At 66.4% G+C, this 24,589-nt stretch carries 11 protein-coding genes; 6 read left to right on the top strand and 5 right to left on the bottom strand.

Annotated elements, in window-relative coordinates:
• Positions 1-4: 4 nt before the first annotated feature.
• On the bottom strand, positions 5-967 hold the full coding sequence (locus OO306_RS24350; RefSeq protein ID WP_265970108.1) for an alpha/beta hydrolase: 963 nt from the start codon (positions 965-967) through the stop codon (positions 5-7).
• A gap of 140 nt (positions 968-1,107) precedes the next feature.
• Between OO306_RS24350 and OO306_RS24345 the strand changes: the two genes are divergently transcribed.
• Together OO306_RS24345 and OO306_RS24340 are read left to right on the top strand one after the other, a co-directional pair.
• Entirely contained in the window at positions 1,108-2,229 is a 1,122-nt protein-coding gene (locus OO306_RS24345; RefSeq protein WP_265970107.1) for a cupin-like domain-containing protein, read from the top strand.
• Positions 2,230-2,301: 72 nt separating this feature from the next.
• A complete protein-coding gene (locus OO306_RS24340) occupies positions 2,302-3,270 on the top strand; it encodes a siderophore-interacting protein (protein WP_265970106.1) in 969 nt (322 codons plus the stop codon).
• A 40-nt stretch (positions 3,271-3,310) separates the two neighbouring features.
• Here OO306_RS24340 and OO306_RS24335 read toward each other — a convergent pair whose 3' ends face one another.
• The 3 genes from OO306_RS24335 to OO306_RS24325 form a co-directional block, all read right to left on the bottom strand.
• A complete protein-coding gene (locus OO306_RS24335; RefSeq protein ID WP_265970105.1) occupies positions 3,311-4,702 on the bottom strand; it encodes an aspartate aminotransferase family protein in 1,392 nt (463 codons plus the stop codon).
• A 163-nt stretch (positions 4,703-4,865) separates the two neighbouring features.
• Positions 4,866-6,188 carry an ATP-binding protein gene (locus OO306_RS24330; RefSeq protein ID WP_099428708.1) on the bottom strand — a complete coding sequence of 441 codons (1,323 nt, stop codon included), beginning with the start codon at positions 6,186-6,188 and terminating at the stop codon, positions 4,866-4,868.
• Positions 6,185-6,868: a response regulator transcription factor gene (locus OO306_RS24325; protein WP_027592904.1), complete on the bottom strand. Its 684-nt coding sequence runs from the start codon at positions 6,866-6,868 to the stop codon at positions 6,185-6,187. Before OO306_RS24325 ends, OO306_RS24330 begins: the two co-directional genes overlap by 4 nt.
• 164 nt (positions 6,869-7,032) lie before the next feature.
• Here OO306_RS24325 and dsbD point away from each other — a divergent pair, with 164 nt between their 5' ends.
• Genes dsbD through dsbG form a run of 3 tightly spaced genes read left to right on the top strand, consistent with a single transcriptional unit; the run spans position 7,033 to position 10,344 of the window.
• The gene (dsbD, locus tag OO306_RS24320; RefSeq protein ID WP_265970104.1) at positions 7,033-8,745 is read left to right on the top strand and encodes a protein-disulfide reductase DsbD; all 1,713 of its coding nucleotides are present in this window, start codon (positions 7,033-7,035) and stop codon (positions 8,743-8,745) included.
• A complete protein-coding gene (locus OO306_RS24315) occupies positions 8,745-9,581 on the top strand; it encodes a TlpA family protein disulfide reductase (protein ID WP_265970103.1) in 837 nt (278 codons plus the stop codon). Before dsbD ends, OO306_RS24315 begins: the two co-directional genes overlap by 1 nt.
• A 1-nt stretch (position 9,582) precedes the next feature.
• Positions 9,583-10,344: a thiol:disulfide interchange protein DsbG gene (gene dsbG, locus OO306_RS24310; protein WP_099454857.1), complete on the top strand. Its 762-nt coding sequence runs from the start codon at positions 9,583-9,585 to the stop codon at positions 10,342-10,344.
• A gap of 291 nt (positions 10,345-10,635) precedes the next feature.
• Here dsbG and OO306_RS24305 read toward each other — a convergent pair whose 3' ends face one another.
• Complete coding sequence (locus tag OO306_RS24305; protein ID WP_265970102.1) at positions 10,636-23,589, bottom strand: non-ribosomal peptide synthetase; 12,954 nt, start codon at positions 23,587-23,589, stop codon at positions 10,636-10,638.
• A 343-nt stretch (positions 23,590-23,932) separates the two neighbouring features.
• Here OO306_RS24305 and OO306_RS24300 point away from each other — a divergent pair, with 343 nt between their 5' ends.
• On the top strand, positions 23,933-24,463 hold the full coding sequence (locus OO306_RS24300) for an RNA polymerase factor sigma-70 (RefSeq protein WP_027592914.1): 531 nt from the start codon (positions 23,933-23,935) through the stop codon (positions 24,461-24,463).
• The last annotated feature ends 126 nt before the right edge of the window (positions 24,464-24,589 follow it).

Below are 24,589 nucleotides of genomic sequence, written 5' to 3'. Positions count from 1 at the left end.
CAAACTAACCCCCAACCTTCCTGAGCCAGCCCCCCACATCCTGATAAATCTCCCCCACCTGCCCCACAATCCCGGACATTCGCAAGAAGTCATGGGTCAGCCCCTCGACCCGAGCAAACGTCACCTCGGTCCCCCCCGCCACCAGCCAGTCTCGGTAGGCAAGCCCTTCGTCATGCAACGGATCGTACTCGGCCACGAACAGGTACGCCGGCGCCAACGGCTCGCGTACCGTCGACAGCAAGGGCGACACACGCCAGTCCAGACGCTGCTCCGGCTGCGGCGCATAGTGCTGGTAGAACCATTCCAGGGTAGGCGTTTCCAGCAGGTACCCCTCGGCATGCTCGCGGTGAGAGTCGCGCTGGCAGGAAATGTCTGTCACCGGGTAGAACAGCAACTGCGCCAGCGGCTTGAACGCCAGCGCTTCGGGCTGCTCGACGGCCGTGATGGCCAGCACGGCGGCCAGGCTGGCACCGACGCTGTCCCCGGCCACCACCACCCGGCGGTTGTCCAAGCCCAACGCCCCAGCCTGCTCGGCCAGCCAGTTGGCGGCATCCAGCACATCGTGCAGCGCTATCGGAAACTGCTGCTCCGGCGCCAATCGGTAGTCCGGCGCCAGCACCGCGAACTCGCCCATGGCTGCCAGGCGGCGGCACACCGAATCATGCGAGTCGAGGCTGCCCACCACATAGCCACCACCGTGCAGGTAGAAGATCACCGGCTGCAAGGCATCGCCTGCGCCGCCCTCGCGGTACAGCCGTGCTGGCAGGCTGGCGCCATCGCGCGCCGGGACCTGCAGCTCGCTCACCGCCACGCTGCCGGGCGGGCTTGGGTCGAGCACTTGCGAACTGCCCTCGAACTCGGCCCGGGCCTGGGCCACGTCCATCGCGTGCATGGGCAGGCTTCTGCCCGTCAACCGGCCAAATTCGACCAGCTCCAGAAATCCCGCCAGATCAGGGTGCAATGCCATGTCGGATCCTTGCTTGAACAATATGACTGCTGTCCCTACGGGACGTAGAAGGCCCACCGAAAATTAGCCGTAAGCGCCGCTAAATCGATGGCCGACACACTCGTTATCCCTGCACAACGAAATCCCGTCAGAGGCTAACCGTGGACCTTCAGAGCATCCTCAGCAAACTGTTCGCCAACGCCCATGCCGTCGGCATCGAAGGCGTGTTCCAGTTCGTCTTCGGCCCGGACCGTGCCTTCTGGTCGGAAGTGCGCGACACCAGCCGCACCGGTGCAGGCCGGCACAGCACCCCGGATGTCACCATCGAGGTGGCCGAGCGCGACTTCCTCGGCATCATGGGCGGCACGGCCAACGTCGAGGAGCTGTTCGCCAGCGCACGCCTGAAGATCACCGGCAACATGGGCCTGGCCACCTTGCTACCGCAAATCATCAACAACGCCCGCAAAGGCGCCGCAGCGACCAAGGTGGCGATGAACCAGCGCTACCCAACGCCGGCACGCCTCAGCGAGCGGGTCTCGGCCGCGCTGCCGGTGCAGCGCGAAGTGCAGCGCATTGCCCGGGCAGACATGCCCCTGCAACGGTTTCAAAGCGACTACCTGGCGCACGGCATACCGGTGGTGCTCAGCGATGCCCTGCAGGACTGGCCACTGTTCACCATGGGCCGCGAAGCGTCACTTGAGCATTTCGCCGAACTGCAAGGCATTACCCGGCACGGTGACTACGTCAAAAAAACCTTCTCTACCGACCGCGACTTCCGCTCGACCTCCATGGCCGATTTCATCGCCTCGCTGGACACCCCGGCCAAGCCTGGCGAAACGCCGGCTTACATGGGCAACAACATCGTCCCGGAAAAACTCCTGACCCTGATCCGCTTTCCGGACTACTTCGAGCGCCAGCGCTTCATCTCGCCACGCATCTGGATCGGCCCAAAGGGCACCCTGACGCCCCTGCACCGCGACGACACCGACAACCTGTTCGCCCAGGTGTGGGGGCAGAAGTCGTTCATCCTGGCTGCGCCCCACCACCGTGCGGCGCTGGGCACCTGGTCGACCAGCCCCAAGGGCGGCCTGGACGGCTGCGATTTCAACCCCGACGCACCGGACTACCAGCGCTTCCCAGCCGCGCGTGACGTGCCGTTCCTGCGCGTGGTGCTGCAGGCCGGTGACCTGTTGTTCCTGCCTGAAGGGTGGTTCCACCAGGTGCAGTCGGTGTCGACGTCGTTGTCGGTGAACTTCTGGGTGAATTCCGGGCGCGGCTGGTAGCCGCACCTGCGGGGTTAATTTGCAGTGGCGTCGGCTCGTTCCTAGAGAAACCGCTTGCAAGAGGACTCCCGCATGGCCAACCCCACCCGCCTGTCCCAGGCGCTGCAGCAAGGCTTGCGCCGGCTGGTCAAGGGCCGCTCGCCGAGCACCAGCGCCTACCGCGTGTTCGACCTGGTGCTGGCCCGGCGCATCAGCCTCAGCCCGTCGCTGACGCGCCTGGTCTTCACCGGCCCCGATGTTGCGCAAATGTGCACCTTGGCCCCTGACCAGCGCGTGAAGCTGTTCTTCCCGGCCCCCGATGGCTCGCTGCCGAGCCTGCCGAACGAGCTGCACTGGAAGGCCGCGCACAGCGCCCTGCCGCCGGCCCAACGCCCACCGATGCGTACCTACACCATTCGAGACTTGCGCCGGGAAGCCCTGGAGGTCGATGTCGATTTCGTGTTGCACGGCGTCAACGGGCCTGCCTCGGCCTGGGCCACCCACGCCCAGGTGGGCGATGGCCTGCAAATGGTTGCACCCAATCTGGCCTATGCCGGTGACCCGGGCGGTTATGAATGGAAGCCGCCGCAAGGCGTACGCAATGTTTTGCTGATAGGCGATGAAACGGCGCTACCGGCCATCGCCGGCATTCTCGAACAATTGGCCGACATGCAGCCCGAGCTTGCGGTGCAAGCCTTTATCGAGGTGCCCCTGGAGGCCGACTGCCTGGCGCTGCGCCACAGCGCCGCCGCCCACGTGCACTGGCTGCCCCGCGAGCTGCTGCACTGCGAGCATGGCCAGGCCATGCAGCATGCCGTGCGCGAACTGGCCAGCCTGCCGGATGGCAGCGCCGCGCCCCGGCTGAAACTGGAAGAGGTGGACATCGACACGCGCATCTTGTGGGAACAGGCCAGCACACGCCACAGCGCATTCCATGCCTGGGTGGCGGGCGAGTCGGCGACCGTGATGGATATCCGCCGGTACTTGATCAAGGAACGCGGATTGCCGCGAGACAGCCTGACGCTGATGGGGTATTGGCGGGCTGGGCGCACTTTCGACTGATGCAGTAATGCCGGGGGGCGCTGTGCGCCCCCGGTAATGATCAGACAGCTGCCCTGATGGCTTCGGCAAACCGCTGCGCCACGTCGTCGATCTGCTCGCCACTGATGATCAACGGCGGCAGGAAGCGCACCACCGCGCCATGGCGCCCACCCAGCTCCAGGATCAGGCCACGCTTGAGGCACTCACGCTGCACCTTCGGCGCAAGCTCACGGTTGGCCACAGGGTGGCCCAGGGCATCGCGCTGGCCCTGCGGGTCGACCAACTCCACCCCAAGCATCAGCCCACGCCCACGGATATCACCCAGTTGCGGGTAATCCCGCTGCAGGTGAAGCAAATGCTGGCGCAGGCGCTGGCCCATGGCCTCGGCATGCTCGGCCAGGCGATGTTCGACCAGGTAATTAATCACTGCGGAACCTGCTGCCATGGCCATCTGGTTACCACGGAAGGTGCCGGCATGGGCGCCCGGCTTCCAGGTGTCCAGCCAGTCGCGGTACACCACCACTGCCAGCGGCAGGCTGCCGCCAATTGCCTTGGACAAGGTCACCACGTCCGGCACGATTCCGGCATGCTCGAAGGCGAACATCCGCCCGGTGCGGGCGAAGCCGCTCTGGATCTCGTCGACGATCAGCGCCACCCCCGCTTGCTCGGTGATCCGCCGCACGCCCTTGAGCCACTCGATATCGGCCGGGATCACCCCGCCCTCGCCCTGCACCACTTCAAGAATCACTGCCGCCGGCAGCGGCACACCGCTTTCTGGGTCGAGCAGCAGGTTTTCCAGGTAATGCAGGTTAGCCTTCACCCCCGCTTCGCCACCCAGACCGAACGGGCAACGGTAGTCGTACGGGTACGGCATGAACTGCACACCGTTGCCCAACAAGGCACCCAACGGCTGCTTGGGCCCGTGGCTGCCCATCAGGCTCAGCGCACCTTGGCTCATGCCATGGTAGGCACCTTGGAAGGCCAGCACGGTGCTGCGCCCCGTGGCGCCGCGCACCAGTTTCAGCGCCGCCTCAACGGCATCGGTCCCGGTCGGGCCGCAGAACTGCACCTTGGCTTCCCGGCGCAGCGCCTCGGGCAGCACGCCGAACAGGTCCTGAACAAAGCGGTCCTTGACCGGCGTGGTCAGGTCGAGGGTGTGCAGCGGCAGTTCGTCGGCCAGCACACGCTGGATAGCCTCGATCACCACCGGGTGGTTATGGCCCAGGGCCAAGGTGCCGGCACCGGCCAGGCAGTCGATGAACTGACGGCCTTCGACATCTTCGACATGGATGCCACGGGCGCGCTTGAGGGCCAGCGGGATGCGCCGCGGGTAGCTGCGGGCGTTGGATTCCTGTTGCTGCTGGCGTTGCAGCAAGGGCGAATCGGTGAACGCGTACAGGGGTTGCGGCGCACTGGCCGGCAAGACCTGGGCAAAGCTGGAAGCGGTCGACATGGGTAGATCCTCGCAAGCAAGCGAAAGTGCCCCGCCACGCCCCTGTAAGCAGATGTGTGCGGGTAGTTGTCGCTTGGAGAACGCTTCAGCGCAAGGAGGATTTAGCGGTTGTTGTGGGATTTTTACAGCCTGGGCCGGCCAATAGGCCGGCCCAGGCCGCATATCAACGCCCCGAACGCGCCGGTACCTGCAACAGCACCCGCAAGCCATCGCCACGGCTGTCGAAGCGCAGGCTGCCGGCACAGCGTTGGACGATTGCCTGGACGATCGCCAAGCCCAACCCACACCCGCCACTCTGGCCGTTGCGCCAGAAACGCTCGGTCAGGTGCTGCAGGTCTGCTTCAGCAATGCCCGGCCCGTGGTCGCGCACCATGAAGCCCACCTGGCCGTCAGTCATCTGCACCTCCAGCTCCACCGCGCTTTCGCCACCATGGCGCAGGGCGTTGTCCAGCAGGTTGCGCAAGGCCGCAACTGCCAGCGGCGCGGGCATGCCCAAGTAGATTTGCGTGGCCTCCTCGGGCAGGCGCAATACGATGCGACGGTTATCGCCACCGCCGGCATCCTGCACCGCCTGGCGGGCGACCTGCTCGGCGCTGCACTGCACGCCATCCTCGAACGACAGGCTGCCTTCCACACGCGCCAGCATCAGCAGTTGCTCAAGCGTGCGGTGCATGCGGTCGGTACCTTGCTCGGCATGCTCCAGTGCCTGTTCACGCACCGCGCCGTCGGTCATCCGCGCTACCTGCAGGTGAGTCTTGATCGCCGTCAGCGGGCTGCGCAGCTCGTGGGCGGCGTCATCGGTCAGGCGCCGTTCGCGCTCGATGGTCTGGGCGATCCGCAGGAACAACTGGTTCTGCGTGTCCAACAGCGGCTGCAGCTCGCTGGGCAGGCCTGCCACCTGCAGGGGTTCGACGCTGTCAGCGCGCCTTCGACGCAAGGCATCGCGCATCCGGTTGAGTGGCTCCAGGCCCTTGCCCAAGCCGATCCACAACAGGCCGAGACTGCCGAGCAATGCCATCAGCACCGGCGCCGAGGCGGCCAGCAGGATCGACTGGTTGAGGGCCTCGCGCTCCATGTGGCGGTCGGCGGTGGTGATGCGCACATCGCCGTGGTTGTAGGTGAACGTACGCCACAACGCGCCGTCGATGGTCTGGTCACGGAAGCCGCTGCGCTGGTCATCCATGGCGCCATCATGCTTGTGGTTGCTGGCCAGGATCTCGCCGCGCAGCGAGCTTACCTGGCACGCCATGCCATCCGGCACGCTGAACTGGTCGGCGGAAAAGTGCGCGTCCTCGCCCTTGGCCGCCAGCGGCTGCGGCAACTGGTCGATCAACCCGGCCACCATGCGTGCCGAGGCCACCAGGCGCTGGTCGAGGGAGAACATCATCTGCTGGCGCAGGTCGCGCAGCATCCACGCGGCAGCCAGTACCCAGATAATCACGAAGGCGCTGCCCAGGATCAGGCTCAGGCGTACCCGCAGGCTCATGAAGCAGCCTCTTCCGGTGCTTGCGCCGGGCCAAGCCGGTAGCCCAGGCCGCGCACGGTCTCGACGATACCGTTGCCAAGTTTGCGGCGCAGGTGGTGGATATGCACGTTGAGGGCGTTGCTTTCGACCTCGTCGCTGAAACCGTACACGCAGTCCTTCAACTGCTCGCTGGACAGCACCCGCCCAGGGTTCTGCAGCAATGCCTGGAGCAGCGCCTGCTCACGTCGGGACAGATCGACCGGCTGCCCGGCCAGGAAGGCTTCGCAGCTGCTAGGGTCGTAACGCAGCGGCCCATGCTCGATGACATTCACCGCGCGCCCGGCCACCCGGCGCAGCAGGGTGTGCAGGCGCGCTGCCAGCTCGCGCAGGTCGAACGGCTTGAGCAGGTAGTCGTCGGCACCGGCTTGCAAGCCATCGACCCGGTCGGTGACCGCATCGCGGGCGGTGAGCACCAGCACAGGCAGGGTCTCGCCCTGCTGACGCAAGCGCCGCAACAGCTTCAGGCCATCCTCGTCGGGCAGGCCGAGGTCGAGGATCATCACATCGAACTGCGCGGCCTGGAGCATCGCCCGCGCACCTGCGGCATTGGCTACCCGGTCCACGGTCAGGCCCTGGGCGGTGAGGCCGGCGCAGATGCCGCTGGCGATCAGGTCATCGTCCTCGCAGAGCAGAACGTGCATGGTGGGGGCTCCGGGGTAAGTGAGGCAGATACTGCACCACGGGTGGATTAAGAGGGGATTATGGACCTTGAGCGTGCGTTTAGGCGGATGTAGGACCGGGTTAACCTTGGGTTAATCGACCCAGGCCAGCATGGCCCACTTCATCGTATAGCCAAGGCGAAGACATGCGCGCCCTCTTTCTGTTCCTGGCCCTCCTGCTGGCCGGCCCCCTGCAAGCCAACCCGTTCGAGGTCAAATCCGACTTCCTGCCGGTCGACCAGGCCTTTGTCCTGAGCCACGACCGCCAACCCGACGGCCAGATGCGCCTGTTCTTCCAGATCAAGCAAGGCTACTACCTGTACCAGAAGCGCCTGAAGTTCGACGGCCTGAGCCCCGAGCAGCAGCCTCAGCTGCCCCCCGCGCTCAACCACCATGACGAATTCTTCGGCGACAGCGCGGTGTACCGCGACCAGCTCGAACTGCTGATCCCGGCCAGTGCGCAAGGCCAACTGCGCCTGGGCTGGCAAGGCTGTGCCGACGCCGGCCTGTGCTACCCACCGCAGACCACCGCCATCGACTTGGGCGGCAGCGTGGCCCCCGCCGCCGATCAGGCCAGCGACCAGGCCTTGGCCAGCAACCTGCAACAGGGCAACCTGGCCTGGGGCCTGCTGGCCTTCTTCGGCCTCGGCTTGCTGCTGGCCTTTACCCCCTGCTCGCTGCCGATGCTGCCGATCCTTGCCGGGCTGGTGCTCGGCAATGGCGCCAGTGCCCGGCGCGGCTGGCTGCTGGCCGGGGTCTACGTGCTGAGCATGGCGTTGGTGTACGCCGCCCTGGGGGTAGTGGCCGCGCTGCTCGGCGCCAGCCTGCAGGCCTGGTTGCAGCAACCCTGGCTGCTGGGCAGCCTGGCGGTACTGTTCGTGTTGCTGGCGCTGCCGATGTTCGGCGCCTTCGAGCTGCAGTTGCCCGCTGCCCTGCGCGATCGCCTCGACCGCGCCGGCCAAGGCACCCGCGGCGGCAACCTGTACGGCGCGGCGTTGCTCGGGGCGCTTTCTGGCTTGCTGCTCGGCCCGTGCATGACCGCACCGCTGGCCGGCGCGCTGTTGTATATCGCCCAGAGCGGCGACGTGCTGCAGGGTGCGCTGGTGCTGTTCAGCCTGGGCCTGGGCATGGGCGTGCCGCTGCTGTTGCTGGTGACCCTGGGCAATCGCTACCTGCCACGCCCCGGCGCATGGATGAATCGGGTCAAGGGCGTATTCGGCTTCGTGTTCCTGGCCATGGCCCTGTACACCGTGCGCAGCCTGCTGCCAGAAAGCCTGCTGCTGGCCCTGAGCGGCGCCTGGGTGATCGCCTTGGCCTGGGCCGCCTGGCCGGCCCTGCAACGGTTGCCGGCACTGCGCGCGGTGCCGTTGCTGGGCGCGCTCTGGGGTGCCCTGTTGCTGGTCGGCGCGGCCGCCGGGGGGGATGACCTCTGGCAACCCCTGCGCCCGTTCGCCGGGGGTGCCGCGCCTGCGGCCGGGCAGCACGCCGAGGATGCCTTCGTCACCGTCAACCGCCCCGAGGACCTGCAACGCGAACTGGAGGCCGCCAAAGCCCGTGGCCAGTGGGTGATGGTCGACTACTATGCCGACTGGTGCGTGTCGTGCAAGGTTATGGAAAAAAACGTCTTCACCCGCGCCGACGTGCAAGCCAGCCTGGCCGGCGTGCACCTGATTCGCCTGGACGTGACCGCCGACACCCCGGCGAGCAAGGCATTGTTGCAACGCTACCAGGTACCCGGCCCGCCCAGCATCATCTGGGTCGGCCCGGAAGGCGACGAACGCCGCGCGCGGCGCATCACCGGTGAAGTGGATGCCGCCGCGTTCCTGCAACACTGGACCCAGACCAGGAGCCAAGGCTGATGCTGACCGTAACCCTCGGGCCACTGACCATGGCCCTCAACCACCTGCTGATGCTCACCGCCCTGGTGATCGCCAGCGTGGTCGGCTGGTGGGTCGCCCGACGCGGTGGCGAAAGCCCGGAGTCGGCCCTGTTCAACCTGTTTCTGATCGGTGTGCTGTGCGCGCGCCTGGGCTTCGTCGTGGCCTACTGGCCGATGTACCAGGATGACCTGGTGCAGGTCATCGACATTCGCGACGGCGGCTTCCTGTTCTGGTCTGGCCTTGCCGGCATCGTGCTGGCCGCGCTCTGGCAAGGCTGGCGTCAACCAGGCCTGCGCCGCCCGCTGGCCTGGGCATTGTTCAGCGGCGCGCTGTTCTGGGGCCTGAGCAGTCTGGGCAGCCACCTGTACAGCAAAGGCACCGAGCTGCCTGAGTTGAGCCTGCGCAACGCCGGCGGGCAGACCGTGGCGTTGCACAGTTACCGCGGCAAGCCACTGGTCATCAACATCTGGGCCACCTGGTGCCCGCCGTGCCGCCGTGAGATGCCGGTGCTGCAACAGGCCCAGAGCGACTATCCCCACGTGACTTTCTTGTTCGTCAACCAAGGTGAAACACCCGAGAACGTCAGCACCTTCCTCGCCACCACTGGCTTGAGCCTGACCCACGTGCTGTTCGACGGCGCCGGGCAACTGGCCCAGCGCGTCGGCTCGATGGCCCTGCCCACCACGCTGTTCTACGACAGTGATGGGCGGCTGATCGGCAGCCACCTTGGCGAGCTGTCCCGGGCCAGCCTGCGCCATGCCCTGGAACCTTTCGACCGGGCCACCGCGCCCACCCCTGCCGCACAAGGAAACTGACATGCGATTGACTGCACTACTGCCCCTGTCCCTGGCCCTGCTGGCCGCCCCGCCCTTGCACGCCGAAGACGCGCTGCCCAAGGCGATCCAGCAACTACAAGCCAAGGGCGCCGTGATCAAGGGCAGCTTCGACGCCCCCGACGGCCTTCGCGGCTATGCCGCAGAGTACCAGAACAACGGCATCGCCCTGTACCTGACGCCTGATGGCAAGCATGTGCTGGTCGGCAGCCTGTTCGACGAACAAGGCCAAGACCTCAGCGCCGCACCGCTGGACAAGCTGGTGTATGGGCCGATGAGCAAGGAAATCTGGGCGAAGATGGAGAAAACCGCCTGGATCGCCGACGGCAAGGCCGACGCCCCGCGCAAGGTGTACCTGTTCAGCGACCCCAACTGCCCGTACTGCAACATGTTCTGGGAACAGGCGCGGCCGTGGGTCGAGTCGGGCAAGGTGCAGCTGCGCCACATCATGGTTGGCATCATTCGCGAGGACAGCCCCGCCAAGTCGGCGGCATTGCTGGCGGCAAAAGACCCGGCCAAAGCATTGGCAGAGCACGAGAAGGCCGGCAAGGCCAGTACGCTCAAGCCGCTGGAGAAGGTGCCAGAGGCCGTGCAGCAGAAGCTGGCGGCGAACATGGCGTTGATGGAAGAAATGGGGCTGCAGGCGACCCCGGCGATTTTCTATCAGGATGAGCAGGGTAACTTGCAGAGCCAACAAGGGGCGCCGCGGCCGGAGCTGCTTGGGAAGATTTTGGGTAAGCGCTAGCGCATGTCTTGAATTTTGCAGTGGAGCAGAAATCGAGCGCCGCCCGCGCGGCGCTTCGCAGCACAAGGCTGCTCCTACAGTTGTTCAGGGCCAGTTATTTCTGGGGCAAACGCGCGCGCCCCCCTTTAGTGCCCGCCTCAATATAGAGTCGAGTCAACAAGGCGGTCTCACGCGGAAGGCACAGGCGAAACTGGCCCGAAACAACTGTAGGAGCAGCCTTGTGCTGCGAAGCGCCGCGCGGGCGGCGCTCGATGTCCGCCGCCCCGCAAAACTCAAGGCGAACCCCTAACCCTACAGCCCCTCAAGCTCCGCCATCAGGTCACTCAGCCGGTCAACCTTGTCGTCATCCAGCACACGCCCCTGCAACCCCTCCACATACACCGCCAGTTCCTCCACCGTGCTGCACTCGAACATCGCCCGCAGCGGCACATCCAACTGCAACTGCTTCTGCACCCGCGAAGCGATCTGCGTGGCCAGCAGCGAATGCCCGCCCAACTCGAAGAAGTTGTCGTGTACCCCCACCCGTTCGGCCTTGAGCACATCGGCCCAGATACCGGCCAACACCGCTTCCAGCTCGTTGCGCGGCGCCAGGTAGGCCTGGCTGTGCTGGCTGCCGATGTCGATGGCCGGCAGTGCCTTGCGGTCGAGCTTGCCGTTGGCGTTGTGCGGCAGGCTGTCGAACCACCCCCAATGCAGCGGCACCATGTACTCCGGCAATGCCGCGCGCAGGCGCTGCTTGATCTGTTCGAGCAACGCCGCATCAGGGGTTACGCCCTGATGGGCCACCAGGTAGCCGACCAGGTGCTTGCCGTTGGCGCCTTCCTGCACGCCCACCGCGGCATCACGGATTTCGGCCTGTTCATGCAGGCGCGCTTCAATTTCACCCAGTTCGATGCGATACCCGCGAATCTTCACCTGGTGGTCGATGCGGCCCACATACTCCAGCACCCCGTCCAGGCGCTGGCGCGCCAGGTCGCCGGTGCGGTACAGGCGTTCACCCGGCGCGCCATGGGGGTGCGGGATAAAGGCCAGGGCGGTACGCACGGGGTCGCCAACATAGCCACGGCCAACGCCGGTACCGGCAACGCACAGCTCGCCAACCGCGCCCAACGGCACCAGGGCCTGGTCCTCGCCGAACAGGTACAGGCGGTTGTTGTCGGTCGGGGTGCCAATCGGCAGGTAACTGCCGCGCGTGGACTCGACATCGACACGGAAGAACGCCACGTCGTCCGAGCACTCCGCCGGGCCGTAGGCATTGACCAGGCCAATACCTGGGTAACGCTGTAGCCATTGCGCGGCCAGCTCTGGCGGCATCGCCTCGCCGGTCGGCAGCATCCAGCGCAGGCCGTTGAGGGCCTGGTGATCGTTGGCCAGCATGCCCTGGATCAGCGACGGCACGCTTTCCAGCACGGTGATGCCGGTAGCCTGCACATGCGCCAGCAGGCCTTGCGGATCATGGGCGATGGCATTGGGCACGATCTCCAGCCTGGCGCCGAACAACGGCGCGGCCAGGAACTGCCAGACCGAGATATCGAAGCTCTGCGAAGCGGTCTGGGCAATTACGTCCCGCTCGTTCAGGGCCAGGTAAGGCACCTTGCTGAGCTGGTTGTTAAGCATGCCGCGCTGCTCGACCATCACCCCTTTGGGCAAACCGGTGGAGCCCGAGGTGTAGATGACATACGCGAGGTTGTCGGGCCCGCTATGAATACCCGGGTTGTGGCTGGCGATGTTGCTGGCCTGGATGTCTTCCCACACCAACAATTGCGGCCGCGCCACACCCTCCAGTGCGTCCAGCATCTGCCGCCCCTGCTCGGCACAGGCCGCGCTGCATACCAGCACCGGTGTGCGGCTGAGCGCGACGATGCGCTGCAGGCGCGCGCCTGGCAGGCCGGGGTCCAGCGGCAGGTAGCCGGCACCGGCCTTGAAGCTGCCGACGATCATCCCCAGCAATGGCAAACCGCGCTCGGCCAACAGCGCAACCGGCTGATCGACGGTTACGCCTGCGCCGATCAGGGCATGGCCCAGGCGGTTGGCCGCAAGGTTCAGGCCCGCGTAGTCAAAGGACGCGTCCAGGCAACGCGCCACCGTGCGCTCTGGGTGCGCGGCGACCTGCGCCTCGAACTGCTCGACATAGCTCTGTTGCAGCGCGTAGGCGTGCTCGGTGCGGTTGCAGTCTTCGATCAGGAAGCGTTGCTCTTCGGCACCCAGCAGCGGCAAGTCGCTTACCTCGCCCTCGAAGCCCTGCACCAGCGCCAACAGCAGGCGCTTGAACTCGGCCAGCAGGCGTTCGACGGTCGAAGTGTCGAAGTAACGTTGGTCGAACGACAGGTGCAGGCCCAGGTCATCCCCCGGGTAGCACACCGCCGTCAACGGGAAGTTGGTGTGGGTGCGGCCCGAGTCGGAGCTGGCGTTGAGGTGCTGGGCGTGGTCCAGCACCGCGGTTTCCACCGGCGCGTTCTCGAACACGAACAGGCTGTTGAACAGCGGCTGGCCCTTGGGCAGTTCGCTGCATTCCTGGATCGCCACCAGCGGCAGGTACTCGTACTCGCGCACTTCCATATTGTGCTCGAGCACGCCTTGCAGCCACTGGCGCACGCTGCAGCGCTCGCCGGCGGCGGGCAGTTGCACGCGCAAGGCGATGCTGTTGATGAACAGGCCAACGGTGCGCTGCATCTGCGGCATGCTCACCGGGCGCCCGGCCACGGTGACGCCAAAGGCCACGTCGCGCTCGCCGCTGTAGCGCGCCAGCACCAGGGCCCAGGCCGCCTGGGCGAAGGTGTTGATGGTCAGCTGATGGGCCTGGGCCAGTTCGCGCAAGCGAACACCGTCAGTGACGTCCAAGCGGGTGTAGCAGTCGCCGACGATCATGCCGTCACCGGCGTGGTCGTGGCGCAACGGGCGGTCGCTGGGGATCGCCGTGGCCCGTTCGAAGCCGGCCAGGTTGGCCTGCCACCACTGGCGCGCTTCGTTCAGGTCCTGGCGTTGCAGCCAGCCGATGTAGTCACGGTAGCGTGGCGGCACCGGCAACTGGGCCGGGCGGCCTTCGCCAAGGGCCTGGTAAACCTCGAAGAAGTCGTTCATCAGCAACGAGCGGCACCAGGCATCGATCAGGATGTGGTGGTTGCTCATCATGAACCAGTAGCGTTCATCGGCGACGCGCACCAGGCGCAGGTGGAACGGCGCTTCACGCAGCAGTTCGAAACCGGCCTCGCGCTCCTGTTTGTGCAGGGCTTGCAGGCGGGCTTCCTGGGCACCGTCGTCGAGGCCGCGCCAGTCTTGATAATCCACTGCCGTCTTGCCGGGCTTGTGGATGATCTGCAGCATCGCCTCGCCGGCGTTCCAACTGAACGACGCCCGCAGGGCCTCATGGCGCGCCACCACCGCCTGCCAAGCTTGGGCGAAGCGTTCGGCGTCGAGCGCGCTGTTGATGCGGTAGCGGTCCTGCATGTAGTAAATGCCGGTGCCTGGCTCCAGCAGGGTGTGCAGCAGCATGCCTTCCTGCATCGGCGTCAGCGGGTAGACATCGTCGATCTCGGCGGCAGCGACCGGCAAGTTGTCGATCTGCTCCTGCGTCAGGTGCGCCAAGGGGAAGTCGGACGGCGTGAAGCTGCCGTTGCCGTCGGCCAGGCAATGGCCGACCAGTGCCAGCAGCTCCTGGCGGTAGCCTTCGGCCAGGGTGGCGATGGTCTGCTCGTCGTAGCGCTCGGTGCTGTAGGTCCAGCGCAATTGCAGGGCACCGGCATAGACTTGGCCGTCGACACTCAGCCAATTGGGCAGCGGGGCCTCCAGGTCATGGGCCAGGCCCGCCGGTGCGTCCAGCGGCTGGAACAGCGCATCAGTGTCAAACTGCTGGTCGAACTGCCCCAGGTAGTTGAAGGTGATGCGGGCCTGCGGCAGTGCGGCCATGCGCTCGCGCCCGGCCGCGTCGGCCAGGTAGCGCAGCACGCCATAGCCCTGCCCTTTGTGCGGCACCTGACGCAGTTGCTCCTTGACCCGTTTGATCGAGCTGGCGCGCGCAGCATCGTCATCACCCAGCCCCGGGCAAAGGCTCAGCGGGTAGGCGTTGGTGAACCAGCCGACGCTGCGGGTCAGGTCCATGTCTTCAAACAACCCGTCGCGGCCGTGGCCTTCGAGCTGTACCAGCACTTGGCTGTCACCGCTCCACCGGCACAAGGCGCGGGCCAGGGCTGTCAGCAGCAGGTCGTTGACCTGGGTGTGGTAGGCCGCGGGGGCCTGTTGCAGCAACTGGCGGGTCTGTTCGGCATCGAGGCCGATGGCCAAGGTGCGGGCGTGGCGGTGCAGGTTGCCACCCTGCGGGTGATCACACGGCAGTTCGTGGCGCACAGTGCCGAGCTGGGCGTGCCACCAGTCCAACTCGTCGCGCAGCGAGTCGCTGCCGGCGTAGCTGGCCAGGCGTGCGGCCCAGTCGCCCAGGGTGTGGGTCTTGGCCGCCAACGGCTGGCCACGGTACAGCGCCTGCAAGTCTTCGAGCAGCACGCGCCAGGACACGCCATCAACCACCAGGTGGTGAATCGCCAGGAGCAGGCGTTGGCTGCCCTGCCCGTCTGTTACCAGCAAGGCGCGCAGCAGCGGGCCTTGCTCCAAGTCGAGGCTGCGCTGCAGGTCGGTGTACAGCGCCTGGCACTCATCGAAGTCGGCAACCGTGGCCGCCCACAGCAGTTGCTGAGGCGCAGGCTGGGCATACTCGGCCTGCCAGCGGCCATTGGCCTGGCGGAAACGCAGGCGCAGGCTGTCGTGGTGCTGCACCAGTGCAGCCAGGGCCTGCTCCAGAGCCGCGCTGGCCAGAGGCTGGCGCGCTGCCAACAGTACGGCCTGGTTCCAGTGCTGTGGCTGGGCCACTTCGCTGTCGAAGAACCAGTGCTGGATTGGCGTCAGCCCGGTTTGCCCCTCGCGCAGGCCCTGCTCGATACCGCTTGGTGCGGCGCTCAGGCTGACCACCGTGGCCAGGGTCTGGATGGTCTGGTGCTGGAACAGGTCACGCGGGGTGAACTGCAGGCCCAACTGACGGGCCCGGCTGACCACCTGAATCGAGAGGATCGAGTCGCCACCGAGTTCGAAGAAGTTGTCCTGCACGCCAACGCGGGCAACGTTGAGCACGTCGCGCCAGATCTGCGCCAGCTGCGCTTCCACTTCGTTGCCTGGAGCCTGGTAATGCTGGTGCGCCTGCTCCAGGTCCGGCAACGGCAGCGCCTTGCGGTCGAGCTTGCCGTTGCCCATCAGCGGCAGGCTGTCGAGCAGCACCAGGTGTGCGGGCACCATGTAGTCCGGCAGTTGCTGGCGGGCATCGGCCTTGACCGCGTCGCGCAGCGCGGCCTGGGCGTCGCTGTTGGCACCGGCCTGCTTGCACACCAGGTAACCCACCAGTTGTTTGCCGCCCGGCAGGTCGAGGGCCAGGACCACCGCCTCGTCGACATCGGCATGCGCCTGCAGGCGGCTTTCGATTTCGCCCAATTCGATACGGAAGCCGCGAATTTTCACCTGCTGGTCGGCACGGCCAACGTACTCGACCAAACCATCGGCGCCCAGGCGCACCAGGTCGCCGGTGCGGTACAGGCGCCCGCCCTGTGTGCTGAAGGGGTCGGCAACGAAGCGCTCGGCGCTCAGCCCCGGGCGGTCGTGATACCCCTGGGCCAGGCCGGCACCGCCGATGTACAGCTCGCCGATACCGCCTTGTGGCAGCAAGGCCAGGTCCTCATCGAGGATGTACCCATTGCGGGCGCCAATCACGCGGCCGATCGGCACGCTGCCCAGGTCGGCCGGCAGCGTGGGTGGCGCCAGGCAGGCCAGCGGCATGACCACGGTTTCGGTCGGGCCGTAGGCGTTGAAGAACTGCTGCGGCGTGAACGCCTGGCGAATGCGCTGCAGGTGCTCGCCGGTCAGCGCCTCGCCGCCGGTGATCACCAGGCGCACCGGCAACTGCTCGCCCTGCCCGGCCAGGTACTGGGCCAACTGGCTGCCATAGCTTGGGGTGAAGCCAAGGATGCTTACCTGTTGCTCGCGCACCAGTTGGCAGATCTCTTCAGCGCCCCACTGGCCTTGGGCACGGATCACCACGCGGGCACCACACAGCAGCGGGGTCAGCAGGCGTTCGCTGGCCGCGTCGAAGTTGATCGAGTAGAAGTGCAGTTCGCAGTCGTCGCTGCGCATGCCGAAGGCTTCGATCACGGCCTGGCAATGCATGGCGATTTCACCATGGCTGACCACCACGCCCTTGGGCTTGCCGGTGGAGCCGGAGGTGTAGATCAGGTAAGCCTGGTGCTGCGGCAGGTTGAGGTTATCCAGCGGGGCATCGCTGAAGGCGGACAAGCCTGCAATATCGTCTTCCAGGCTCCAGCGGGCCACGCCGTCTGGCAGTTCGCCAAGGGTTTCCAGCAGCGCGCGCTGGCTGAGCAGCAGGCCGATGCGGCTGTCTTCGATCATGTAGCGCAAGCGGTCGAGGGGGTACTCGGGGTCGAGCGGCACATAGGCACCGCCTGCCTTGAGAATGGCCAGCAGGCCGACGACCATTTCCAGCGAACGCTCCAGGGCCAGGCCGACGCGTACCTGCGGGCCGACACCGCGCTCGCGCAGGGCGCGGGCCAGGCGGTTGGCCTGCTGGTCCAGTTCGGCGTAGCTAAGGTGCTGGCCCGCGAAGGTCAGCGCAGGGGCCTGTGGTGTGCGCGAAGCTTGGGCGGCAAACAGGCCGTGCAAGGTCTGGTCGAGGGCAAAATCCTGCTCGCCTTGTAATTGCCCAACCAGCACTTGCTGCTCACCCGGACTCAGCATCGGCAGCTCGCACAGGCGCTGTTGTGGGTCGTCCAGCAGGCCGATCAGCAACTGCTGCCAGTGCTCGGCCATGCGCGCAATGCGCGGCGCGTCGAACAGGTCGCGGCTGTAGGTCAGGCAGCAGCCCAGGCGGCCATCTAGGTCAGTGACTTCGAGGTACAGGTCGAACTTGGTGGCGCTGGCGTCGTTGACCAGGTAGTCGACCTGCATGCCCACCAGCTCACGGCTTTGCTGGAACGCCCAGCGCTGGACGTTGCACATCACTTGGAACAGCGGGTTATAGGCGCTGCTGCGCGGTGGTTGCAGGGCTTCGACCAGCTGGTCGAACGGCAGGTCCTGGTGCGACTGGCCTTCGATGGCGGCCTGGCGCATCTGCTCCAGCAGCTCGGCGGCGGTCATCTGGCCGTCCAGTTCGCAGCGCAGTACCTGGGTGTTGAGGAAGGCGCCGATCAGCCCCTCGCTTTCCGGGCGGATGCGGTTGGCCACCGGTGCGCCGATGCGCAGGTCACGCTGGCCGCTGTAGCGGTGCAACAAGGCCGCCAGGGTTGCCGTCATGGTCATGAACAGGGTCAGCCCGCGCTGGCTGTTGAACGCATGCACGCGCGCCACCAACGCCGGGTCGAGCTCGAACCGGTGCAACTCGCCACGGTGGCTCTGCACCGCTGGGCGCGGGCGATCGGACGGCAATGCCAAGACCGGGTGCTCATCGCCCAGGCGGGCTTTCCAGTAGGCCAGCTGCCGCGCGCCTTCGCCGCTTTCCAGCCAGTGCCGCTGCCACACGCTGTAGTCCAGGTATTGCACTGGCAGCGGCGTCAGTGGCGACTCACGGTCATCGACAAAGGCTTCGTACAGCTCGCCCAACTCGCGGGCGAAGATGTCCATGGCCCAGCCTTCGGTGACGATGTGGTGCAAGGTCAGGACAAAGTAATGCTCACGCTCCTCGGCCTTGACCAGGCAGGCGCGCAGCAGTGGGCCACGCTCGAGGTCGAACGGCTGGTGCGCCTGGTCGTCGGCGAGCTGTTGCAGGCGTTGCTGGCGGGCCTCGGCGGGCAAGGTGCTGAAGTCTTGCCAGTCGAGGTGCACGCCGCTGTCTTCGGCCACGCACTGGTACGCCACGCCGTCGATGCTGGGGAACGTGGTGCGCAGGGTTTCGTGACGCACGATCAGCGCCTGCAGCGCCCGCTCGAATGCGTCCACGTGCAGCGCGCCACGCAAGCGGGCCATGCCGCCGACGTTGTAGGCGGGGCTGTCGGGCTCCATCTGCCAGAGGAACCACATGCGCTGTTGCGAATACGACAACGGCACGGCCTGGCGGCGGTCGACGCGGGCGATTTCGCCTTGCAGGTTATGCGCGCCGGCCTCCCGCAGGCGCGTGATCTCGGCGCAGAACGCGCCCAGCTCGCTGGCGTCGAACAGCACTTTCAGCGGCAGCTCGACATCGCACGCCTGACGGGTCCGCGAGACGATCTGGGTGGCAAGTAGCGAGTGGCCACCCAGGGCAAAGAAGTCGTCCTGCAGGCCCACACGCGGCAGGTTGAGCACTTCACGCCAGATCGCCGCGACCTGCTGCTGCACGGCACTTTGCGGCTCGACATGCTCGCGCTGTTGCCACACCGGGGCGGGCAGCGCCTTGCGATCGACCTTGCCACTCGGGCCCAACGGCAGGTGTGCCAGCGGGATCAACTGCGCCGGCACCATGTACGCCGGCAGTTGCTCGGCCAAGGCGGCCAGCAGTGCAGCCGGCTCGGCCGCACCGCTGTAGTAGCCGACCAGCTGCGCGCCCACAGCGTCCTTGTGGATCAGCACCAGGGCCTGCTCAACACCTGCTTGCGCCAACAGGCAGGCCTGCACTTCTTCGGGTTCGACGCGGAAGCCGCGCACCTTCACCTGCTGGTCGAGGCGCCCCAGGTATTCCAGCGCTTCCAGCTGGACTTGCCAGCGGGCACGGTCGCCACTGCGGTACAAGCGCTGGCCATCGCCGTCGGCCTGGGGCACGAAACGCTCGGCCGTCAGGCCCGGGCGGCCCAGGTAACCTCGGGCCAAGCCTGCGCCGCCCAGGTACAGCTCACCCGGCACACCGGGCGCGGTGAGCTCCAGTTCATCGTCCAGCACGCGGCACAGCACGTTGCCCAACGGGCGGCCGATCGGCGAGCGCTCGCCGTCTTCGGCCTGGCAGTGCCAGTGGGTGACGTTGATCGCGGTTTCGGTCGGGCCATAACGGTTGTGCAGTTGCACCTGGGGCAGCAGTTGCAGCACACGGTCACGCAGGTTGGCCGACAACGCTTCGCCGCCGGAGAACAACCGGCGCAGGCTGGTGCAGGCGGCGGCCTGCGGCTCTTGCACGAACACCTGCAACAGCGGCGGCACGAAGTGCAGCGTGGTCACGCCATGCGCTTGCACCAGCGCAGCGATGCGCTGCGGGTCACGATGCTCGCCAGGGCCAGCCAGCACCAACTTGCAGCCGGTGACCAGCGGCCAGAAGCACTCCCACACCGAGACGTCGAAACTGATGGGCGCTTTTTGCATCAGCACGTCGCTGTCGTTCAGCGCATAGGTGGCCTGCATCCACTGCAGGCGTTCGGCCAGGGCCGCATGGGTGTTGCCCACGCCCTTGGGCTGGCCAGTGGAGCCCGAGGTGTAGATCACATAGGCCAGGTTGTCGCCGTGCAGGTGCAGGCCGGGGGCATGGCTGGGCCAGCTGTCCAGGTGCAACTGGTCGAGGGCGATGGCGCTGACGCCTTCGACCTGCGGCAGCTTGCCCAGCAGGCCGCTGCGGCTCAGCAGCAGGCTGGCATTGCAGTCGCCGAGCATGTAGGCCAGGCGCTCGGCCGGGTAGTCCACGTCCAGCGGCACGTAGGCGCCGCCGGCCTTGAGGATGGCCAGCAGGCCAACCAGCAGCTGCGGCGAACGCTCGACGGCGATGGCCACGCAGGTATCGGGGCCAACGCCTTTGTCACGCAGGTAATGGGCCAGGCGGTTGGCCTGCTGGTGTAACTCGGCATAGTCCAGGCTGCCGCCCTGCCAGGCCAGCGCGGTTCGCTGCGGGGTCAGCCGGGCCTGCTCGTTGAGCTGTTCGACCAGCAGGCGCTGGGGCGCCGCCGCCGGTGCCTGGCCCCAGCCGAGCAGCTGTGCGCGGTGCTGTTCATCGAGCAACTGCACCTCGCCCAGCGCCAGCTGCGGCCGGGCGCAAACCTGCTCGAGCAAGGCCAACAGGTGGGCGGCCAGGCGTTTTACCGTGCTGGCCTCGAACAGTTCGGCGGCATAGTCGAAGGCCAAGGTCAGGCGGCCTTGATGGTCCTCTTCACTGTGCAGTTGCAGGTCGAACTTGGCTTCGCGGCTGTGCCACGGCAACTCTTCGGCAAGCAAACCTGGCAAGCGGCGCAGCGCCGAAAGGTCACGCTGCTGGTGGTTGAACATGACCTGGAACAGGCCTTGCTCGCGCGCGTCGGGCAGGGCTTCGAGCAGCTGTTCGAACGGCAGGTCCTGGTGGGCCTGGGCCTCAAGGGTGGCCTGGCGGGCCTGGGCCAGCAGGTGCTCGAAGGGCAAGCGGCCATGCAGTTGCGCACGCAGCACCTGGCTGTTGATGAAGAAGCCGACCAAGCCCTGGGTTTCCAGGCGCGGGCGGTTGGCATTGGGCACGCCGATGCGCAGGTCTACCTGGCCGCTGTAGCGGTGCAGCACCGCTTGCCAGCCGGCCAGCAGCACCATGAACAGGCTCGCCTGCTGCTCGCGGGCCAGGGCGTTGAGCGCTTCGGTCAGCTTGGCCGGCACCTTCAGGGTGTAGCGCGCCGCGCGTTTGTCACGCTGGCTGGCGCGCGGCTGGTCGGTGCACAGGTCGAGCACCGGCAGTTCATCACCCAGCTTGGCTTTCCAGTACTGCAACTGGCGTTCGGCCTCGCCGTCGGCCAGCCATTGCCGTTGCCAGGTGCCGTAGTCGGCGTAACCCAGGGGCAGCGGCGCCAGCGTGGCCGTTTGGCCCTGGCAGTGCGCGGCGTACAGTTTGGCGAACTCGTCGAGCAAAATGTTCAGCGACCAGCCATCGGCAACGATGTGGTGCAACGTCACCCACAGCTGGTGGTCTTCATCGTCCAGGCGCGCCAGGGTCACGCGCAGCAGTGGGCCTTGGCACAAGTCGAACGGCTGCTGGGCCTCTGCCTCGCGGCACGCGGCAACCTGCTCGGGGGCCTGGCCTTCGAGGTCCAGGCGACGCAGGCCAAACGGCTGCTGGGCCTGAATTCGCTGCAAGGCTTGGCCACCCACTTCGCTGAACACCGTGCGCAGCGATTCATGGCGCGCCACCAGGGCCTGGAACGCAGCCTCCAGTGCGGCGACGTCCAGCTCACCGCGCAGGCGCAGGCCGGCCGGAATGTTGTAGGCCGCCGATTGTGGCTCCAGTTGCCACAGCAGCCACAGGCGGTTCTGTGCCAGCGATTGCGGCAGCGACTGGTCGCGCGCCAGGGTGGTGATGGCCTGGGCTTGGGCGCCACCCTCAGCGAGGACCGCGGCGACCGCCGCGCTGTACTCGCCCAACAGCGGGGCTTCGAACAGGGTGCGCAGGCTCAGGTTGATGCCCAGCTCATCCGCCAGGCGCGCGGTGGCCTGGGTGGCTGCAATGGAGTTGCCGCCCAGCAGCAGGAAGTGGTCGTCCGCCGCCACGGCTTCGACCTTGAGCACATCGCGCCACACGGCGGCGATACGGGCCTGCAGATCATCTGCCACCGCGCCGCTTGCGGGTTGCTCGCTGGCCTGCGGGAAGCGCGCGTAACAGTCGAGGCTGCCATCGTCCATGCGCTGGCGGCAGGCCGAGCGTTGCAGCTTGCCGCTGGAGGTCTTGGGCAGCGCGCCCGGGTTGAGCAACAAGACCACGGCCGGCGCCTGGCGGCAGGCGTCGGCGATGACCTGGCGCAGGGTCTTGATCAGTGCCTGGGGCTCGAGGGCTTTTTGCACGTTGCGGCTGATCTCCACCGCCACGCCGATGCCCTCCTCGCCCTGGTGGTCCACGGCAAACACCGCCACGCGGCCTTTGCGCAGCACGTCGACTTCGCGCTCCAGGGTTTTTTCCAGGTCTTGCGGGTAAAGGTTTTGGCCGCGGACGATGAGCATGTCTTTCAAGCGCCCGGTGACAAAGACTTCACCCTCGCGCATAAAGCCCAAGTCGCCGGTGCGCAGCCAGGTCTGGCCATCGCGCTCGACGAACGTGCGTGCGCTGGCCTCGGGGTTGCGCCAGTAGCCCAGGGCGATGCTCGGGCCACCGGCCCAGATTTCACCCACCTGGTTGTCGCCCAGCGCTTCGAGGCGCTGCGGCTCGACGATGCGCACCGCATGCCCAGGTTGCGGGTAGCCACAGCTCATCAGCACGCTGCCGCTGCCGTTCTCGGCGCGGTTGGCGGCGAAGGCTTCGGCGTCCAGCGCGAGGGCGCCGATGCCCTGGCCACGCCGGCTGCCGCTGACGAACAGGGTCGCTTCGGCCAGGCCATAGCTGGCAAAGAAGCTCTGCGGGTCGAAACCACAGGCCTGGAACTTGTCGGCGAAGGTTGCCAGGCTGTCCTGGCGAATCGGTTCGGAGCCGGAATAGGCCACGCGCCAGCGGCTCAGGTCGAGCCCGGCCAAGGACGCTTCGCTGACCCGTTCGCTGCACAAACGGTAGGCGAAGTCGGGGCCACCGCTGATGGTGCCGCCGTATTCGCTGATCGCCTGCAACCAGCGCAGCGGCCGGGCGAGGAAGTAGCCCGGCGACATCAGCACGCACGGCACGCCGCTGAAGATCGGCTGCAGCAAGCCGCCGATCAGCCCCATGTCGTGGTACAGCGGCAGCCAGCTGACGATGACATCGTCGGGGTTCACATCGATGCCGAAACCGTGACGGATCAACTGCTCGTTGGCCACCAGGTTGCCGTGGCTGACCTGCACGCCCTTGGGCAGCGCGGTGGAGCCCGAGGTGTACTGCAGGAAGGCGATGTCATCGCTGGCCAGGGCAGGTGCCTGCCAGGCATCGGCCAGGGCCGGGTCAAGTCCATCCACGGCCAGCAGTTCAGGGGCGTTGTCCGCCGCCAGCGCGTGCAGGCCCTGCAAGCTGTCGTGCAGCGCCGCGATGGTCAGCAGCAGGCGCGGTTCGGCATCGTCGATGATCGACAGCAGGCGCTCCTGGTGATGGTGACGGGTGGATTCTGGTGGATACGCTGGCACGGCGATGACGCCGGCGTAGAGGCAACCAAAGAACGCCGCGACATAGTCCGGGCCACTGGGGAACAGCAGCACCGCACGGTCACCGAACTCGGCCCGGGCCTGCAGGGCGGCGGCGATGGTGCGCGCGCGGCGGTCCAGGTCCCGGTAGCTGAGCACGGCCTGCTCGCCAGGAGCGTCGGCGAGAAAGCGCAGGGCTATCTTGTCCGGGGTCTGCGCGGCGCGTTGCGCCAGGGCCTGGACCAGCGAGAGCGGGAGTTCGAAGGCGTCCGTCATGGGGTGTTCCTGCCAGTGTCTGGTGAAGTCGGGCCGGCTGCGCCGCACACGTAGGCGGGCAGCACTCGGCGGCCGGATGTACACAGGGGAACGGATGGGCGGGGGAAGAAATTAGCGGGGTTTGCCTTGAGAGGTGTGGCGCGTGGGAGACCGTGCGCCGCGCGGGCGGCGCGCGCCCCCCCCACGCGACACACGTCTCAATCCTTGCTTAGAACCGAAACGTACAGATACTAATTACGTTTCGTATTTGACAATCATTATCATTCTGAATAGCTTGTCGCACGTCTCGGGAAGCTTCCCAACCTTGGGTGCCTCCTCTCCCCTCTGTGACAAGGTGATTTCCATGGCGGAACAACTATCCACAAGTAAGTGCGATTCACCATTACTCCAGGCCTTCGTCGACAATCGCAGCATTCTGGTCAAGATCGCTGCGCGCATCACCGGCTGCCGCTCACGCGCGGAAGACGTGGTGCAGGATGCATTCTTCCGGCTCAGCGCCGCCCCGCAGATCACCTCGTCCTTCAAGGCGCAGCTCAGCTACCTGTTCCAGATCGTGCGCAACCTGGCCATCGACCACTACCGCAAACAGGCGATGGAGCTGAAGTATTCCGGCAGCGAAGAGGAAGGCCTGAACGTGGTCATCCAGAACGCTTCGCCCGAAGCCACGCACATCAACCTCGCCGCCCTCGATGACATCGCCGAGGCATTGAGCGAGTTGCCCCAGCGCACCCGTTATGCGTTCGAGATGTACCGTTTGCACGGCGTGCCGCAAAAGGACATCGCCAAGGAATTGGGCGTGTCGCCGACCTTGGTCAACTTCATGATTCGCGATGCCTTGGTGCATTGCCGCAAGACGGCCAACCGTCAGGTTTGAATAGCTGAAATGGCTGGGGGGCGCTTCGCACCCTTTTCGCGACGCAAGGCAGGTGAGAAAGGGTGCGAATGGTAATGCTTGCTATTTACTGTTGCTTGGGTATTTGTAAAGGGTTGTCTTTACATA

This window comes from Pseudomonas sp. DCB_AW, assembly GCF_026240895.1.
GTDB classification, from domain to species: Bacteria; Pseudomonadota; Gammaproteobacteria; order Pseudomonadales; family Pseudomonadaceae; genus Aquipseudomonas; species Aquipseudomonas kermanshahensis.
This window is presented reverse-complemented; position numbering and strand designations above follow the sequence as displayed.

Coding starts and splice junctions, on each gene's coding strand:
- OO306_RS24315 (WP_265970103.1), top strand. CDS start 8,745: ATGCTGACCGTAACCCTCGGGCCACTGACCATGGCCCTCAACCACCTG.
- dsbG (WP_099454857.1), top strand. CDS start 9,583: ATGCGATTGACTGCACTACTGCCCCTGTCCCTGGCCCTGCTGGCCGCC.
- OO306_RS24305 (WP_265970102.1), bottom strand. CDS start 23,589: ATGACGGACGCCTTCGAACTCCCGCTCTCGCTGGTCCAGGCCCTGGCG.
- OO306_RS24300 (WP_027592914.1), top strand. CDS start 23,933: ATGGCGGAACAACTATCCACAAGTAAGTGCGATTCACCATTACTCCAG.
- OO306_RS24325 (WP_027592904.1), bottom strand. CDS start 6,868: ATGCACGTTCTGCTCTGCGAGGACGATGACCTGATCGCCAGCGGCATC.
- OO306_RS24350 (WP_265970108.1), bottom strand. CDS start 967: ATGGCATTGCACCCTGATCTGGCGGGATTTCTGGAGCTGGTCGAATTT.
- OO306_RS24340 (WP_265970106.1), top strand. CDS start 2,302: ATGGCCAACCCCACCCGCCTGTCCCAGGCGCTGCAGCAAGGCTTGCGC.
- dsbD (WP_265970104.1), top strand. CDS start 7,033: ATGCGCGCCCTCTTTCTGTTCCTGGCCCTCCTGCTGGCCGGCCCCCTG.
- OO306_RS24330 (WP_099428708.1), bottom strand. CDS start 6,188: ATGAGCCTGCGGGTACGCCTGAGCCTGATCCTGGGCAGCGCCTTCGTG.
- OO306_RS24335 (WP_265970105.1), bottom strand. CDS start 4,702: ATGTCGACCGCTTCCAGCTTTGCCCAGGTCTTGCCGGCCAGTGCGCCG.